Source organism: Lentzea terrae, from assembly GCF_003265345.1.
Lineage (GTDB): Bacteria > Actinomycetota > Actinomycetes > Mycobacteriales > Pseudonocardiaceae > Lentzea > Lentzea terrae.
Map to the genome: position 1 here is coordinate 101785 of NZ_QFWW01000007.1, position 16213 is coordinate 117997.

Genomic DNA, 16213 nt, shown 5'->3' on the forward strand with positions numbered 1-16213 from the left:
CGAGAGCACGAGACACGGTCTCGACTTGTAACCGCAATAGGTGTTAAAACCATTACGTAATGAAGATGCCACATGATGACGACGCCGTCTGGCGCGCCCTGGCGAACCCGCTGCGGCGCGCAATCCTCGACGTCCTGCGCACCGGCCCGCGCACCACGGGCGAGCTGGTGGAGGCACTCGAGATGAGCCGGCACGTCGTCATGCAGCACCTCGGTGTGCTTCGCGAGGCCGACCTGGTGCTCGTGGAGCCGCGGGGCCGGAAGCGGGTCAACCACCTGAATCCCGTGCCCATCCAGCAGATCCACGAGCGGTGGGTCGCGCACTACGAGCAGAACTGGGCAGCGGCGCTGGTCGGGCTGAAGCACGCGGTCGAGAGCGCCGGACAGGAGGATGAGGACGTTGGCTGAACCAGGCACCGAGCTCCTGCACAGCATCGTGATCGCCGCGCCCATCGAGAAGGTGTGGGCGGAGATCACCAAACTCGACGGCAAGCAGCGCGCCATGATGGACGCCGTCCTCGACTCGAAGCTGGAGCCCGGCGCGCCGCTGTACTACCGGTCGACCGACGGCAAGCGGGTGTTCGTCGTCGGCCGTGTCATCGAGGTCGACCCGCCGCGGCTGCTCTCCCACACGCAACGACTCACCATGCGCGACGACCCGTGGACTGTTGTTTCGTGGGAGCTCGAAGAGGTTGACGGCGGCACGCGCGTCACGCTGCGCAACTCCGGTTGGCCCGCAGACGTCAAGCGCCTCGACAAGGTCGACACGACCTGGAAGGGCATCCTCGCCGCGCTCAAGCAGGTCGTCGAGTCCGGCGACGTCGGCACCAGCCTGAAGCTCCAGTACGCGATGATGCGCGCCTTCATGTGGGCGATGCCGTCGAGCACCAAGTCCGAGAACGTTCCCGAACCGCCCGGCGTCGACCAGGCCGTCTGAAACGTGAATCCTGCTTTGGCAATGAGTCTTTTGACGACGAAGTCCAAAGTCTCATTGCTAAGCAGCAGGTCAGAGGTAGTTGATAAACCGATATATTGGTTGGTCAGCCAACGCCAGCCGGGGCGCGCAACGTGTGGTTGCGCGCCCCGGTGGACGTGGTGTCGAAGAATTCACCCGATCAAGCGTGGTCGGGCCATGCGGTCAGCCCTGGGCGATGTAGGCCTGCAGCTGGTCCTGCGACTGCTCCAGCTGTCCGATTCTGCTCTTCACGACGTCGCCGATGCTGACGATCCCGACCAGCCGCCCGTCGGAGATGACGGGCACGTGGCGGAAGCGCCGTTCGGTCATGACGACCGTGAGGCTGTCCACGGTGTCCGCCGGGGAGCAGGTGAAGACCTCGGTGGTCATGATCTCCGACACGGGTGAAGACAACAGGTCAGCGCCCCGTTCGTGCAGACGGCGCACGACGTCGCGCTCGGACACGATCCCCGCGACGCCACCGGCGCCGACGACGACGATCGCGCCGACGTTGTGTTCGGCTAGCGCTCTGAGCAGTTCGGACACGGGTACGTCCTGGTCGATCGTCGCGACCGCCGATCCCTTGGTCCGCAAAACGTCAGCGATCCTCACCTGGCGCCTCCGATCCTGTCGGTCCGGTAGCACCTCAGGCTAGATCGGATCCGGACAGAACGGGAGATCGAATCCACGAAGAGAGCAGGGGACGCACTCGTTCGAATGCGTCCCCTGCGGTGTCGCGCCTCGTTCGGCGTCGGCTACGCGGATCCTCCGCGGCGGCGGGTCGCGAACTGGCGCGGCTGGACCAACGGCACCCGCTGCTGTGGCAGCTGGAAGTGCGCGGTCTGGTCGTTCTTGCCCCGCTTCTGCGCACGGCGCGCAGCGCGGTTGGACGGCTCGGGCGGGGTGGTGGCAGGCATGCGAAAGCCTCCTCACGAAGAGGGCGTGCAAGGACACGGCTAAGGGCGGCCGTGAGAGAAGGACCCGCGGAAGGGTCACCAAGGCGACAACACGAAGGTCGCGTGGGCAGCGTCAAGAGCGCTGCGGGGCTCCATCAGATGAAGAACATGCCGCAACGGTAGCGACGCCGCCGAAGCACGCCAACCGATTTATCCGCGGGCTCTGGCAGCGGCCGCGCCGGCGCCCAGCATCACCAGGACGATCGTGACCAACGCCCACTTGCGGGACTTCGTCAGCGGCGTCTTCTCGACCTTCAGCGACAGGTCCCTCCGCGGCTCCGGTTTCTGCCGCGCAGCCCGCACCGGAACCGGTTGCGGCGGAACGGAAGGTGGCGTCGTCGCGGGAGGAGGCGGCGGCGGAACCACCGGAGCGGGCGCCGGGGCCGGAGGGGGTGGCGGCTTCGCGGCAGGAGGCGGAGGGGGCGGCGGCACCTCGGGGCGGGGCGCGGGCGGGTCGACGCGCGGCGGCATCGGGTTCGGCAGGCAGCCCGCCGCGTCGATCATGCCCAGCTGCGAGCCCTCGGACAGTTCCACGGCGGTCTCGGTGATCCGGTAGACCCGGCTGCGGCCCTTGTAGCCGTTGTTGGTGGCGTAGACGGTGCCGGCGGAGTCGATCACGACGGCGCCGTACGTGGACTTGCCCGGCAGGCCCACGATCTCCGTCTTGCTCAGCACACGACCGGAAACCGGGTCGAACGACACGACCTCGCCCGGCCCCCAGCCCGCCGCCGACACCCCGGTCAGCTCGCCGCTCATGGAAGTGAAGTCATCGAGTGCGAGAGCGGGCCAGTCCAGCACGACGGTCCGCACGATCTTGAGGTACGAGGCGCTGTCCGGGTCGATGTCGATCGCGTGCAGGCGGGCGTTGTCGCGCACGTAGAACGTGGTGCCGACGACCGCGCCGGCGGACACGTCGTCGGTGCGGAACCAGTGCGCGTCAACGGGTCCGAGGTCGCTGACCACGCCCTTCTGGTCGATCAGGACGACGTGCGACGGGTTCTTCCACCAGTGGTGACCCTTGGAGGTAAGTCCAACCAAACGGCCCAACGCCGCTGAGTACCCCAGCGCGTTCACCGCATAGTCCAGGCGGGCTATCTCCGTCACCCCACCGGATGACACGTCGAGTTTCGTGAGCGTCGACAGTGCGCCTCGATGTGATGAACGAACTTGAAACGCGTCACAGTTCGGCGGTGCAGCATGAGCAACAGCGCTGGTGAACGGCGCGGAAAGCACCAAAAGAGACGAGATGGCGCTCATCGCAAGCAAATCCTGCCGCCACCGGAATGGAGCAGTCCAATACGACAACCGGGTATCTCTGCTGTTGCCGCGCATTCCCACCTGACCATTACTCGTTCACCAGACCGTGCTGTACGGCCACAGTAGACCGTGGTCTAATCCCACACCAGAAAGGAGCCGAATTGAGCATTTACGTCACCGGCCTGCTCTGGGTTCTCGGTGCGGCCGCCGTCTCATCCATCATCGTCGTCATCGCACGTCGGTTCGGCTCGGAGGAAGTCGGCGAGAAGAACCTCGGCGCCGGCGGTTCGGTGTTCAGCATCGTCGCCGGCCTGCACGCCGTGCTGGTCGCCTTCATCCTCATCTCCCTGTTCGACGCGTCCAACAACGCCGAGGAACAGGTGCAGCGGGAGGCCAACGCGCTGGTCGCCGTCGACTGGTCGTCCGACTCGCTGCCGGAGCCCGCGAAGTCCAAAGTGGAGCAGCTGATCCGCAGCTACGTCTCGACCGTCGTGGACGAGGAGTGGGCGCGCATGCGCGAGGGCGAGGACGTCGACAACCGGGGCTGGACCACGTTGAACCAGCTCAGGGACACGATCGCGACGGCGGCACCGGACGGCGACTGGCAGGAGGACCGCAAGACCGAGGCGGCGAACCAGCTGTGGGAGGTCTACCAGGCCAGGCAGGAGCGGCTCGACGCGGCGGGCAACGGGGTCAACCCGGTCGTGTGGCTCGCGCTGCTGATCGGCACCGGGCTGTCGCTGCTGTTCCCGTACCTGTTCGGCGGGCCGAACCTGATCTCGCAGCTGCTGATCACGGTCACGCTGAGTTCGACGCTGGTGCTGCTGTTGTTCGCCATCTACCAGATGCAGAACCCGTTCAGCGGTGGTGTGCACATCCAGCCGGATGCGTTCAGCGCCGCACTGGACCGGCTGAGCTAGCGCGAATCGGTCATTCCGTCCGCGTCTTCGATCTCCACGGACAGCACCTCGCCGTCGATCACCTTCGGCAATACGTCCGTGCGGGCGAAGTAGCGATTTGCGAATGCGCCGACCGCTCTGGTGGACGCGGCGTCGACGCCACCGCCGATCACGCCGCCCAGCAGTGGCACACCCTTCACCACGACGGTGCCGAGTTTCTTTGTACCGTATTTTGTAATGAGTGCCGACGCGGCCTTCTTGGTGAACTGCTTGATGCCGACCTTTTTGAACAGCTCGGTCCCGGCATTGCCGAGCAGGCACAGCAGGATAGCCGTCTGCACCTCTTCGCTGTCCACGTCGTGGCCGCGCAACGACGCGATGGACGCGATGAGGTGCGTCTGGATCACGTAGGCCGCCGCGACGTTGGACGGCAGCGAGATCGGCAACGTGATCAGGCCGCCGAGGTTCGTGACGAAGCCCTGTGCGCCGGCCAGCGCCACGTGGGTGCGGATGAGGTGCTTGATCGCGTCGGCCTCGCTGCCCTTCTTCACCAGCGCGTCGGACGCGGCCTCGCGTGCGCTCTTGAACGGGCCGAACCCGTCCACGCCGGCACGCAGCAGGTAGTCGGCGATGCCCTGCTGGACCTTGTTCAGCTCACCTTTGGACTCTGCCACAAACCCGAGATTACGCGTCCAGCGTCGTGACTGCGCCCGTGCTGCCGTCCACGGTGATCCGCTCACCGGTCCTGATCCGCGTCACGGCCTCCCGAACGCCCACCACAGCGGGGATCCCGTACTCGCGAGCGACCACCGCGCCGTGCGAGTTCGCACCGCCCATCTCCATCACGAGCCCGCCCGCCGTCAGGAACAACGGCGTCCAGCCCGGATCCGTCGACGGCGCAACGAGGATCTCGCCCGGTTCGAGGTGCGCGCCCACCGGGTCCATCACGACGCGCGCGACGCCGGTGATCGTGCCCGCCGACGCCGGTGTACCGACCAGGTCGCCTTCCGCCGGGGTGCCGTGGTGCACGGCTTCGGCGTCGGTGCCGTCCGACAGCAGCACGCGCGGGATGTGCCTGCGTCGCATCTCCCGGTCGTAGACCTCGCGCCGGGCCGCCACGACCGAGCGCAGATCTCCTTCCGCGCAACGCATTTCCTCGAAGTTGAGGAAGTACACGTCGTCGACCCGGGCGAGCCTGCCCTCGTTCACCAGCTCGGCACCGCGGTCCGCGATCCGCTTCCGCAGCGCGCCGAACAGCGTGATGATCAGGTACTTCGGGTACTCCCGCAGACCGGCGAGCAACCTGGTGCGGCGCAACGCGAAGCGCACGAACCAGCCGCGGCCCCAGGCCCGCTGCGCAAGTGTCTCGATCATCGCTTCGGCTTCGGCTGCGCCGCGGGCGAACACCGCGTCCGGCGCGGCCTTGTCGTCCTCCAGACGCAGGAAGTTGCGCACCACGCCGGTGACGTACGTCGGGTCGTCGGACCACCGAGGCAGGCCGAGGTCGATCTCCGCGACGGCCCGGTGGCCCCACCTCGCCAGGAAGCGGTCGAGTGCGGCGGGGCGTTCGCCGTCCTGGAACTGCTGCAGCGCAACGGGATCACGTCTGATCTCCTGCGCGAGGTCCCACATCGCCATGTCCATCTCGGTGGTGATGTTGTTCGGGAGGCCGCGCAGAACGGTCTGCAGCTCCCCCGGCTTCGTCCGCACGACCTTGCCGACGAGACCGAGCAGCGCGAACCCGATCAGCGCGGTCGGCGCGACCCGCGGCATCACCGGGACGACGCACTGCCGCAGCGCCTGTTCGACCGAGAGGTTCGCGGCCTTCTCCAGGACTTCGCGTTCCATCAGCAACGTGTTGCGGACGGCCTTCTCCGGGTTCACCAACGCCTTCCACGCGATCACCGGCACGCGGAACCGGCGGGCGAGCCGCAGCACGCGCTTGATCGCGGGCGTCGGCGACGAGCTCCTGATCGCGAACCGCGGGTCGTCGAACAGGCCGCGCAGCACCTCGGACGAGCGCGCCTCCATGACGCCGAGCAGGCGCGTGATGAACTCGCGGCCGACCTTGCTCTGCAGCACCTTGGTGATGTCGAGGAAGATCCGCTCGCCATTCTCCACATAGGACTGGCTCGTCGGGTCGCCGATGATGATTTCGAGGGCCGACTTGGCGACTTCGCCGAACGCCGCGCGGCCCATCGGCGTGATCGGGCGTTCGAGACCCTGCGCGAGGCTGAAGCAGAAGTAGACGTGCGCGCGGCCGTCGGGGTTGTCCGGCAACGGGAACAGCGTCGTGATCGGCCGCGCCTGGGTGAGGTGGAGCTCGCCGTCGGCGTCGATCGCCCACTCGGTGTCCTGCGGGGAACCGTAGTGCTGCTGCACCTTGCGGCCGAGGACGGCGAGCGCGTGGATCTGCCCCTCGGTGAGACACGGTTCGTCGTTCTCGCCGACCTCCACGTGCTCGGTGCCGCCGCCGGGCACCGAGCGGATGAGAAACCTTTTGTCCCCCAAGCGCTTCTCGACGATCTCACGGCCGTCGACGACGAAGTGGTCCGGGTTGACCGCGCCGGACACGACCGCCTCGCCGAGGCCGGGGCTCGCGTCGATGACGATCTGGTCGCGCTTGCCGGTGACCGGGTTCGCCGTGAACATCACGCCCGACACCGCGGACTGCACCATCCGTTGCACCACAACGGCCAGGTACGTGGTCGCGTGGTCGATGCCGTTCGTTTCGCGGTAGCTGACCGCGCGGTCGGTCCACAGCGAGGCCCAGCAACGACGTACCGCGTCGACGACCTCGTCTTCGCCGACGACGTTGAGGAACGTGTCCTGCTGACCCGCGAAGCTCGCGAACGGCAGGTCCTCGGCCGTGGCGCTCGACCGCACCGCTACCGGAACGTTGTCACCGAGCTTGCGGTACTCGGCGCCGATCGCATCCCGGATCTCTTGCGGCACGGGGGTTTCCAGCAACGTCCTGCGGGCGTTCTCCGGGGTGGTGCGCGCCAGCTCGTCCGCTTCCGCGACGGCGCGGTAGGCGTCCGTGGTGACGCAGAAGCCCTGCGGCACGGGCAGGCCCGCCCTCGTGAGCTCGCCGAGGTTCGCGGCCTTGCCGCCCACCGTGGCGAGCATCGTGCCGTCGATGGCCCCGAAATCCACGCAGTAGTCGTCCATGGCTGCGAGGTTACGAGCGTCCGGCCAAAAACTCAACACGCGATGAATAAATCACACCGTCGGGGTAAAGCGCCTGATCAGAGCCGCGATCTCGGTCAGGTCCTCCTCCAGTGCGAAGTGGCCGGTGTCGAACATGTGCAGTTGGGCGCCGGGCAGGTCGCGCAGGTACGCCTTGGCGCCGGGCTCGAGGAAGAACGGGTCGCCGCGCCCCCAGGTGATCAGCGTCGGCGGCTGGTGCTCGCGCAGGTAGGCCTGCCACTCGGGGTACTTCGCGACGTTGGTGTGGTAGTCGAGGAAGAGGTCGACCTGAGGCTGCGGACGCAGGTCGAGGTAGTGCTGATCGAGGGTCCACGTGTCGGGCGAGATCGCCTCGGGGTCGCGCGCGCCTTCGAGATAGCCGAACTTCGTGTACTCCAGCGCGAGCAGGTCGCGGGCGGCCTGCGGGTCGCGGTTGGCGATGAAGCCCTTGGCGAGGTCGGAGAGACCGTCCTCGTAGGCGTTGCCGTTCTGGACGATCAGGCCCTGGATCCACTCGGGGTGGCGAGTCGCGACGCGGAAGCCGACCGGGGCCCCGAAGTCGAAGACGTACATGGTGAAGCCCGTGAAACCGATGGTTTCCAGGAACTTCTCGACGGTGTCGGCGAGGAAGTCGAACGTGTAGGGCCGCTCGGGGGCGTCGCTGTGGCCGGAGCCGGGGTGGTCGGGCGCGACGATGTGGAAGTCGTCCTTGAGCTCCTCGATGAGCCGCGCGTACTGGTGCGACGCGGACGGAAAGCCGTGCAACAGCAGGAGTTTGGGTGCGTCCGGGGCGCCTGCCTCCCGGTAGAAGACCTTGATGCCGCCGACGTCGGCATACCTGTGCTTGGTCACATGCGTCTTTGTCGTCATGACGCATTAGACTAATGGGTACTTCGGGTGATGTACAGTTAGATCGTGCTTGCGATCGACTTCGTCAACACGCTGACGTCCGAGGACGACCACTTGGAGGAGTGGTTGTCATCGCAGGATCTGCCCTGGTCAGAGGACTTCAGAGAGCTGCGCGGACAGGTCGAGGCCGCAGTGCTCTCGGCACGGGACGGCGTGGAGCCGGACCTGGCGCCGTTGAACGCGGCGTTGCGCGGCGCCCCGTCGTTCGAGGTGCTCACGTGGTCGGGAGCTGTGGTCGTTTCGCGCGAGCGGGATGGTGACCAAGTTGCGAGAGGGCTCGCGGTGCTGGCGGGTGCGGCGGCGGAGTTGCTGGCGTCACCGGCCGTGCGGAAGGTGAAGACGTGCGAGGCGCCGGGGTGCCGGCTGCTGTTCGTGCCCGCGCACCCGCGACGCCGGTGGTGTGATCCCGCGACGTGCGGGAACCGGGTGCGGGTGGCGCGGTATTACCAGCGGCACAAGGACTAGCGGATCACCCAGTCCGGAAGCTCTTCGCGTTCCGCGACCCACTCCCGCGGTGGTGTGGCGACGATGCCGCCGACTATCGCGGCCGTCGTGTCGACGTCTCCCCCTGCCTGCACGCAGGTCGTGATGGCTTTGCGGTAGTCGTCGAGGTGATGCGCGGCGACCCACAGCGTGAACGGCACGGTGTCCTGTGCCGTCACGCGTGAGCCGTTGCCGAGGACGTACGCGGCTTCCTCAGCGGTTGCGATCTTGCGCGCCTTCTCGATCCCCATGCGCACGAAGGAGTTTCCTTCGAGGTGGTCGAGCACGCCACCGAGCAGGTCTTGTTCGGTGCCCGTCAGCCGCGCTGTGGCCGCGGTGGCCGCAGCGTGCGCCACGGCCACTCCGCCCGCGATGCCCTCCGGGTGCTGGTGCGTGACCTCGCTGGCCTGGATCGCTTTGGCGGTCAGCGTTTTCGGGTCGTCGGCGAAGTAGGCGCCGAGCGGGGCGATCCGCATGGCGGCGCCGTTGCCGCACGAGCCCTGACCGTCGAACGCGCTGCCGGCCGCCTCTTTCCACGGCGTGCCTTGGCGAATCTTGCGCAGGATGGTGAAAGCTCCCGCGCCGTACCCGCGATACGGTTCGCACCGATCGGCGAACGTAGCCGCGAGCCGGTTCTGGTCGATGTCGCCGTGATCGCGCAGCTCGGCGACGAGGTTGCAGGCCATTTCGGTGTCGTCGGTCCACTCCCAGGGCCCTCGCGGCGGCTTGCCGGCCACGAGGTCGGAGAGCGAGCGGCCGACCATGAAGAACTGTGCGCCCAGAGCGTCGCCGACGGAGAGCCCGTTCAGCGAGTCGTATGCGAGGTCCAGGCGCGCACGTGCATGCAGAACTATGCGCATCACCTGCGATTTTACCCTGCCCCGCAATGGAATTCAGGCGATCACGGTACCTCCGTCGATCGTGAGGATCGTGCCGGTCGCCCACGGCTGCGTCATCAGGTAGAGGTACGCCTGCGCGATCTCCTCGACCTCGCCGACCCGCTGCAGCGGCAACGTCTTGCCGACGTCGGAGTAGAGCTGCTCGGCGTCCGGTCCCCACAGCGGACTGCGCACCACGCCGGGACTGACCGCGTTGACCCGCAGCGGCGCCAATTCGACAGCGAGTGCCTTGGTCAACGCCTCGACCGCTCCGCAGATGCTCGCCGCGACCGCCCAGCCCGGTCCTGGCCGGTCCTTCGCGATGCCCGTGGTGAGGGTGATCGACGTGGTGACGTTCGCGGCTTTGACGGCGTCGAGCACGCTGAAGTACCTGAGACCGAAGAGAGTCCTCGCGCGATCCCGGTCGAGCGCGCTGATCTCCATCAGCTCGAGCGGTTCCCCCGCCGTGTACACGAGGTGGTCGATCTCGCCGACCTCGCGGAACGTATCGGCGACGGCCTCCGGGTCGGTCAGGTCGGCCGAGTGGGTGGCGATTCCGGGCTGTGCCTGAGGTTTGCGGGAGACGATCGTGACCTCAGCGCCCGCGTCGCGCGCCGCCTGGGCCGTGGCGAGGCCGATTCCAGAAGAGCCGCCGAGAATCGCGACCCGCTGTCCGTCCAGTGTGGATTTCATGGTTCCAGCGTGCTCGCCGGGCGGTCGCGCGGTCCAAGACCTGCTGCGTCGTCTGCCATACCCTGGAGGTATGGACCTGGACCTGCGGAAGCTGCGGTACTTCGTGGCGGTCGCGGAGCACCTGAACTTCGGCCGTGCGGCTGAGGCACTGCACATCGCGCAGCCCGTGCTGTCGCGGCAGGTCCGCGCGCTGGAGGCCGAGCTGAAGGTGCAGCTGTTCGACCGCTCGTCGAAGGGCACGGCACTGACCCCGGCGGGCGAGCGACTGCTGACCGACGCGCGTCCGTTGCTCGCGCAGTCCGCGGCGTTGCTGCGACGAGTCGGCGTGGCGGACACGTTCACGGTCGGGTTCATGCCGGGCCTGATCGTCACCCCCGCGGTGCGGCTGCTGTCGTCACGGCACCCAGGACTGCGGGTCGACGTGTTGCGCACGACGTGGGAAGACCAGGTCGAGGTGATCCACGACGGACGCGTCGACGTCGGGTACGTGCGGCTGCCGGTGCCGCTCGACGGGCTGCGGGTCACGCCACTCTTCACCGAGCCGCGAGTCGCCGTGGTGCCGGCGACGCATCGGTTGGCGGGCAAGGAAAGCGTGCTGGAAGCGGATCTGACGAGCGAGCGGCGCGTGCAGCACACCGCTCCGCCGGGATTCCGGTCCGTCGAGGAGAAGCTCGAACACGTGGCGATGCACGGCGGGGTGGCGATCCTGCCGCTGTCGACGGCGTTGTTCTACTCGCGCGACGACCTGGTGCACGTGCCGATCGAGGACATCTCGCCGAACGAGGTGGCGCTGGCGTGGGCCGAACACCGGCACACGCCGCTCATCGCCGAATTCATCGAGATTGCCCGGCAGGTGTGAAGACGAAGCTGTCGCGGAACCCGCCGTCACCGCGCCGCGTCGCCATCAGCCGCAGTTCCGGCATGAAGTGGAAGAACACGAGCGACCCCGACCGGTCCGGATAGCCGAGCGTCTTCGAGTACTTCGGATTGGTGCCGCCCAGCCACAACGGCGGCTCGCCGTACTCCTCGATCACGTCGCCGAGCACGCAGTCCTGTTCGCTCAGCACACCGGGAATCCGGCTGTCGGCGTCCAGCGACAACCAGCCCTGCCGGTGCGCGAGGTCCGCGTACACCGACGCCATGACGTCCTCGCTGCGGTGGCCGAGCACCTCGTGCACGGCGCCGCTCACCATCGCCGCGTTCGCCGCGCCCCGCTTCACCAACGCGTCGAGCTCCGTCTGCCAGCGGTCGGTGCGGTCGTCGGCGAACGCCAGCGCGTCGAGCAGGGTGAGGATCACCGGCTCGCCGCCGTACATGCCGGGGCGCCGGACAGCCGCGTTGAGCTGGCCGAGCAGGTAACCGCGTAGATCGTCGAACGAGCGCATTCCCGTTGTTTTATCAGCTAGTGCCGAACCAGCAGTGCGGCCACCCACAGAAAGACTTTGGGATCGCCCAGCATCGACGCGGTGAGCCAGCGGGCGGCCGACCGGGTCTGCTGCACGTCCTGGATCAGCCCGTGCTCACCAGGGACGACGCCCGTCGCCGCACCGACGTCGTCCACCAGATCGAGGCACCTCCACGTGTGCCACGCACCCCAGCCGGGATCCCACCCGACGAGCTCACAACCGAGCACGTCACCCTCGGGCACCGGTTCCGCGGCACGCAACCGGTCCGGCATGCCGGCCGCGGCGATCGGTTCCTCCTTCTGGAGGTCGTCCAGCAGCGCCGGAATGTCGTCGCGGCAGAACCCCACCGCGAACACGTGCGTGCCGGGCGCGGCGGCAGAAGCCTGCTCGGCTGACGCGCGATCGTCGAAGAACGTCTCCCAGCCGAACGAGTCGGCCCCGGTGACGTCCACGATGCAGTCGCTCATCGACACCAGGCCGGTCTCGACAGACGTCACCCGGTAGCCCGCGAACACGAAGTCCATCAAAGCCCCCAGAAAACGCCGGATGGGCGGCCCCGCAGAGCCGCCCATCCGGTCACATCACCAGCAGAATCAGCTGCAGCCGGACGTGCTGCCGCAGCCCTCGCACAGGTAGCAGGACCCGGCCGGACGCATCTTCGTGCCACACGTCATGCACAGCGGCGCGTCAGCGGCCTTGCCCAGGTGCAGCTCCAGCAGCTCGGTCGAGCTGCCCACCTGCTTCGGAGCAGCGGTCTCGGCCTGAGCCGGAGCCGCCTCCACCGAGCCGCGCAGTCCCTCGAGGTCCACATCGGACGAAGCGGGCGCGCCGTACTCGCCGGCCACCTGCGCGGAACGCTCGTCGGCCGTGAAGATGCCGAGCTGCGCGCGCTTGTCGTAGGGCAGGTAGTCCAGCGCCAAGCGGCGGAACAGGTAGTCCAGCACGGAGGTCGCGATCCGCACGTCCGGGTCGTCCGTCATGCCCGCCGGCTCGAAGCGCAGGTTCTGGAACTTCGAGACGTAGAACTCCAGCGGGATGCCGTACTGCAGACCCACCGAGATGGACATCGAGAACGCGTCCATCACACCGGCGAGCGTCGAGCCCTGCTTGCCCAGCTTGACGAAGATCTCGCCCAGGCCGTTGTCCGGGTACGAACCGGCGTGCAGGTAGCCCTCGGCGCCACCGACCGTGAACGACACGGTCTGCGACGGGCGCTTCTTCGGCAGGCGCTTGCGGACCGGGCGGTACTCGACGACCGTCTCGGTCTTGGCCTCGGCGCCCTTGTTCGCACCCTTGCCCGCGGACAGCGGCTGGCCGACCTTGCAGTTGTCGCGGTAGATCGCGAGCGCCTTCAGGCCGAGCTTCCAGCCCTGGTAGTAGATCTCCTCGACGTCCTCGACCGAAGCGGACTCCGGCATGTTGACCGTCTTGGAGATCGCACCGGACAGGAACGGCTGCGTGGCCGCCATCATCCGCACGTGGCCCATCGGCGCGATGGAACGCTCGCCCATCGCGCAGTCGAAGACCTCGTAGTGCTCACGACGCAGGCCGGGCGCGTCCACGACGTGGCCGTGCTCGCCGATGAACTCGACGATCGCCTCGATCTGCTCTTCCTGGTAGCCCAACGCCTTCAGCGCGCGCGGCACCGTCTGGTTGACGATCTGCATCGAGCCGCCGCCGACGAGCTTCTTGAACTTGACCAGGGCCAGGTCCGGCTCGATACCGGTGGTGTCGCAGTCCATCATCAGGCCGATGGTGCCGGTCGGTGCCAGCACCGACGCCTGGGCGTTGCGCCAGCCGTTCTTCGCGCCGATCTCCAGCGCCTGCTGCCACGCCTCGGTCGCGACCTTGTGCACCGACGAGTCGTTCGCGTGGTACGTGCGGATCAGGTCGTTGGCGGCGGCGTGCTTGCGCATGACGCGCTGGTGCGCCGTGGCGTTGCGCTTGTAACCGTCGTACGCGCCGACGAAGCCCGCGAGCTCCGCGGAACGGCGGTAGGACACACCGGTCATCAACGACGTGATGGTCGCGGCGAGCGCGCGGCCACCCTCGGAGTCGTACGCGTGGCCGGTCGCCATCAGCAGTGCGCCGAGGTTGGCGTAGCCGATGCCGAGCTGGCGGAACTTGCGGGTGGTGTCCGCGATCGGCTCGGTCGGGAAGTCCGCGAAGCAGATCGAGATGTCCATCGCGGTGATGATCAGCTCAACGGCCTTCGCGAAAGTTACAGCGTCGAACTTTCCGTCGTCACCGAGGAACTTCATCAGGTTCAGCGACGCGAGGTTGCAGCTCGAGTTGTCGAGGTGCATGTACTCCGAGCACGGGTTGGACGCGGTGATGCGGCCCGACTCGGGGCAGGTGTGCCAGTCGTTGATCGTGTCGTCGTACTGGATACCGGGGTCGGCGCACTCCCACGCCGCCTTGGCCAGCTTGCCGAACAGCGCCCTGGCGTCGACGCGCTCGATGACCTCACCGGTCTGGCGCGCACGCAGGCCGAAGTCGCCGCCGTTCTCGTAGGCGTGCATGAACTCGTCCGACACGCGGATCGAGTTGTTCGCGTTCTGGTACTGCACCGACACGATGTCTGAGCCGCCGAGGTCCATGTCGAACCCGGCGTCGCGCAGGGCGCGGATCTTGTGCTCTTCCTTCGCCTTGGTCTCGATGAACTCCTCGACGTCCGGGTGGTCGACGTCGAGCACGACCATCTTCGCGGCACGGCGGGTGGCGCCACCGGACTTGATGGTGCCCGCGGACGCGTCGGCGCCGCGCATGAACGACACCGGGCCGGACGCGGTGCCGCCGGAGGACAGCAGCTCCTTGGAGGAACGGATGCGCGAGAGGTTCAGGCCGGCACCGGAGCCGCCCTTGAAGATCAGGCCCTCCTCGCGGTACCAGTTCAGGATCGACTCCATCGTGTCGTCGACCGCGAGGATGAAGCACGCGCTGACCTGCTGCGGCGAGCTCGTGCCGACGTTGAACCACACCGGCGAGTTGAAGCTGAACACCTGGTGCAGCAGCATGTAGGTGAGCTCGTGCTCGAAGATCTCCGCGTCCTGCTCGCCCGCGAAGTAGCCGTGCTCCTTGCCAGCGCCGACGTAGGTCTTCACCACGCGGTCGATCAGCTGGCGCAGCGACTGCTCGCGCTTGTCGCTGCCGACGGCACCGCGGAAGTACTTGCTGGTGACGATGTTGGTGGCGTTCACCGACCAGAACTCGGGGAACTCGACACCGCGCTGCTCGAAGTTCACCGAGCCGTCGCGCCAGTTCGTCATGACGACGTCGCGGCGCTCCCAGGTGACCTCGTCGTAGGGGTGGCGGCCCTCGGTGGTGTAGACGCGCTGGACCTTCAGCGCGGCAGGCTTGGCAGCCGCCCGTGCGGCTGTCTTCTTGGCTGAGCCGCCGACGGTCTCGGTCACGGTGGATCTCCCTCGTGCTGGTGCTTAGAAAGATGTTGTAGGCACGCGCTTTAGTGCGCGCGGATCACTGCTCGGCCGGTGCTTCCTCGGCTCTGGCAGTGCGAAGATCAAGAATTTCCTTCTCGAAGTCCTCGACGGACGAGAAGGACCTGTAAACGCTCGCGAAGCGCAGATATGCGACCTCGTCGAGCTCGCGCAGGGGGCCGAGAATGGCGAGGCCCACCTCGTGGCTGGCGATTTCCGCACATCCCGTCGACCGGATCGACTCTTCCACTCGCTGGGCGAGCTGCTGGAACGCGTCCTCGTCGACCGGGCGGCCCTGGCACGCCCTGCGCACGCCGACGACCACCTTGTCGCGGCTGAACGGCTCCGTGACCCCGGAGCGCTTGACCACGGCGAGAACCGCTTCTTCGACCGTGGTGAACCTGCGGCTGCAGCTGTTGCAGGAGCGACGACGACGGATCACCTGACCCTCGTCGACCTCACGGGAGTCCACCACCCGCGAGTCCGAATGGCGGCAGAACGGACACCGCACGCCACCTCACCCCTTCCCCCGCACAGCACCCATCGCAGCAGCCACACTGGTTGGGTTACCCACAACCTGTGGACTACTTACAACGGTGTAACCACTAGATGTAGGGGTAGAACCTAGATCGCTGCGGACGCGGACGCAACTCGACACACCACTCGAACGGGCGAACGTTGCGCCGATCAGCGGTGATTACACAAAGATGCCCGCCATGACGGAGAGTTCACGTCATCGCGGGCATGGAAACACAAGATGTAGGGGGAGCCCTACGGCGTGACCCCCACCTGCTGGAGGTAGAGCACGCCGAGTGCGATGACCGTCAGCGCGCTCAGCACACCGACGGCGACGAGCTCGAGCATCGACTCGCGCTTCGGCCGGACCTCACAGGAGCTCGACTCGCGCGAGGAGGGCACCGCAACCGGACGCGGCCTGGTCGCCGGGCGCCGCGGCATGACCCGGGGACCCGAACGGAGTGGGCGCCCCGCTGCGACGTCCGCGTCCTCGGCAACACGCAACCGCTTCTCGACGAGTACCGCCATGACGCCCTCCATCGCAGGTCAAGCACCATGATCGAACATGGGTTCGATCGAACGTCCGTGCGAATTTCTACCAGACCGACTCGCCGAACGCCACAACACGCGGCCAAA

Annotated in this window: 18 protein-coding genes; 5 read left to right on the forward strand and 13 right to left on the reverse strand. The window is 67.3% G+C overall.

The window, feature by feature from the left end; translation table 11 throughout:
* Window positions 1–59 precede the first annotated feature (59 nt).
* Both DI276_RS12400 and DI276_RS12405 read left to right on the forward strand, forming a co-directional pair.
* Window positions 60–407, forward strand: a complete 348-nt coding sequence (locus DI276_RS12400) for an ArsR/SmtB family transcription factor (protein ID WP_332874639.1) — start codon at window positions 60–62, stop codon at window positions 405–407.
* Window positions 400–936, forward strand: a complete 537-nt coding sequence (locus DI276_RS12405) for an SRPBCC domain-containing protein (protein WP_157984667.1) — start codon at window positions 400–402, stop codon at window positions 934–936. The genes DI276_RS12400 and DI276_RS12405 overlap by 8 nt, the downstream gene beginning before the upstream one ends.
* Window positions 937–1137: 201 nt before the next feature.
* Here the strand turns inward: DI276_RS12405 and DI276_RS12410 are convergent, their stop codons facing one another.
* The 3 genes from DI276_RS12410 to DI276_RS50850 form a co-directional block, all read right to left on the reverse strand.
* Entirely contained in the window at window positions 1138–1566 is a 429-nt protein-coding gene (locus tag DI276_RS12410) for a CBS domain-containing protein (protein ID WP_112263454.1), read from the reverse strand.
* 143 nt (window positions 1567–1709) lie between these two features.
* Window positions 1710–1871 (reverse strand): hypothetical protein, encoded by a 162-nt coding sequence (locus DI276_RS49880; protein WP_157984668.1) that lies wholly within the window; start codon window positions 1869–1871, stop codon window positions 1710–1712.
* A gap of 189 nt (window positions 1872–2060) precedes the next feature.
* Window positions 2061–3014, reverse strand: a complete 954-nt coding sequence (locus DI276_RS50850) for a DUF6923 family protein (protein ID WP_198680597.1) — start codon at window positions 3012–3014, stop codon at window positions 2061–2063.
* A 314-nt stretch (window positions 3015–3328) separates the two neighbouring features.
* Here DI276_RS50850 and DI276_RS12420 point away from each other — a divergent pair, with 314 nt between their 5' ends.
* A complete protein-coding gene (locus DI276_RS12420; RefSeq protein WP_112263455.1) occupies window positions 3329–4087 on the forward strand; it encodes a bestrophin-like domain in 759 nt (252 codons plus the stop codon).
* Here DI276_RS12420 and DI276_RS12425 read toward each other — a convergent pair.
* From DI276_RS12425 to DI276_RS12435, 3 genes are read right to left on the reverse strand one after another with little or no spacing between them, the layout of a single operon-like run.
* Window positions 4084–4740: an EcsC family protein gene (locus DI276_RS12425; protein ID WP_112263456.1), complete on the reverse strand. Its 657-nt coding sequence runs from the start codon at window positions 4738–4740 to the stop codon at window positions 4084–4086. The two genes, DI276_RS12420 and DI276_RS12425, sit on opposite strands and share 4 nt — an antisense overlap.
* 10 nt (window positions 4741–4750) lie before the next feature.
* Window positions 4751–7237, reverse strand: a complete 2487-nt coding sequence (locus DI276_RS12430; RefSeq protein ID WP_112263457.1) for a PEP/pyruvate-binding domain-containing protein — start codon at window positions 7235–7237, stop codon at window positions 4751–4753.
* A gap of 51 nt (window positions 7238–7288) precedes the next feature.
* Window positions 7289–8125 (reverse strand): alpha/beta fold hydrolase, encoded by an 837-nt coding sequence (locus tag DI276_RS12435; protein ID WP_112263458.1) that lies wholly within the window; start codon window positions 8123–8125, stop codon window positions 7289–7291.
* A 45-nt stretch (window positions 8126–8170) separates the two neighbouring features.
* On the opposite strand from DI276_RS12435, the gene DI276_RS12440 reads away from it, so the two are divergent.
* Window positions 8171–8629 (forward strand): CGNR zinc finger domain-containing protein, encoded by a 459-nt coding sequence (locus tag DI276_RS12440; protein WP_157984669.1) that lies wholly within the window; start codon window positions 8171–8173, stop codon window positions 8627–8629.
* Here the strand turns inward: DI276_RS12440 and DI276_RS12445 are convergent.
* Window positions 8626–9507, reverse strand: a complete 882-nt coding sequence (locus tag DI276_RS12445; RefSeq protein WP_112263460.1) for an ADP-ribosylglycohydrolase family protein — start codon at window positions 9505–9507, stop codon at window positions 8626–8628. The two genes, DI276_RS12440 and DI276_RS12445, sit on opposite strands and share 4 nt — an antisense overlap.
* A gap of 33 nt (window positions 9508–9540) precedes the next feature.
* Window positions 9541–10218, reverse strand: coding sequence for an SDR family oxidoreductase (locus DI276_RS12450; protein WP_112263461.1), 678 nt, complete (start codon window positions 10216–10218; stop codon window positions 9541–9543).
* A gap of 70 nt (window positions 10219–10288) precedes the next feature.
* Between DI276_RS12450 and DI276_RS12455 the strand changes: the two genes are divergently transcribed.
* Window positions 10289–11077: a LysR family transcriptional regulator gene (locus DI276_RS12455; RefSeq protein WP_112263462.1), complete on the forward strand. Its 789-nt coding sequence runs from the start codon at window positions 10289–10291 to the stop codon at window positions 11075–11077.
* On the opposite strand, the gene DI276_RS12460 is transcribed toward DI276_RS12455, so the two are convergent.
* The 5 genes from DI276_RS12460 to DI276_RS12480 form a co-directional block, all read right to left on the reverse strand.
* Entirely contained in the window at window positions 11052–11603 is a 552-nt protein-coding gene (locus DI276_RS12460) for a hypothetical protein (RefSeq protein ID WP_112263463.1), read from the reverse strand. The genes DI276_RS12455 and DI276_RS12460 overlap by 26 nt on opposite strands.
* Before the next feature lie 17 nt (window positions 11604–11620).
* The gene (locus tag DI276_RS12465; RefSeq protein ID WP_112263464.1) at window positions 11621–12148 is read right to left on the reverse strand and encodes a hypothetical protein; all 528 of its coding nucleotides are present in this window, start codon (window positions 12146–12148) and stop codon (window positions 11621–11623) included.
* A 69-nt stretch (window positions 12149–12217) separates the two neighbouring features.
* Window positions 12218–15037, reverse strand: a complete 2820-nt coding sequence (locus tag DI276_RS12470) for a vitamin B12-dependent ribonucleotide reductase (RefSeq protein ID WP_112263465.1) — start codon at window positions 15035–15037, stop codon at window positions 12218–12220.
* 64 nt (window positions 15038–15101) lie between these two features.
* Window positions 15102–15572, reverse strand: a complete 471-nt coding sequence (gene nrdR, locus DI276_RS12475) for a transcriptional regulator NrdR (RefSeq protein WP_030464916.1) — start codon at window positions 15570–15572, stop codon at window positions 15102–15104.
* Window positions 15573–15832: 260 nt separating this feature from the next.
* Window positions 15833–16105 carry a hypothetical protein gene (locus tag DI276_RS12480; protein ID WP_157984670.1) on the reverse strand — a complete coding sequence of 91 codons (273 nt, stop codon included), beginning with the start codon at window positions 16103–16105 and terminating at the stop codon, window positions 15833–15835.
* Between the last annotated feature and the right edge of the window lie 108 nt (window positions 16106–16213).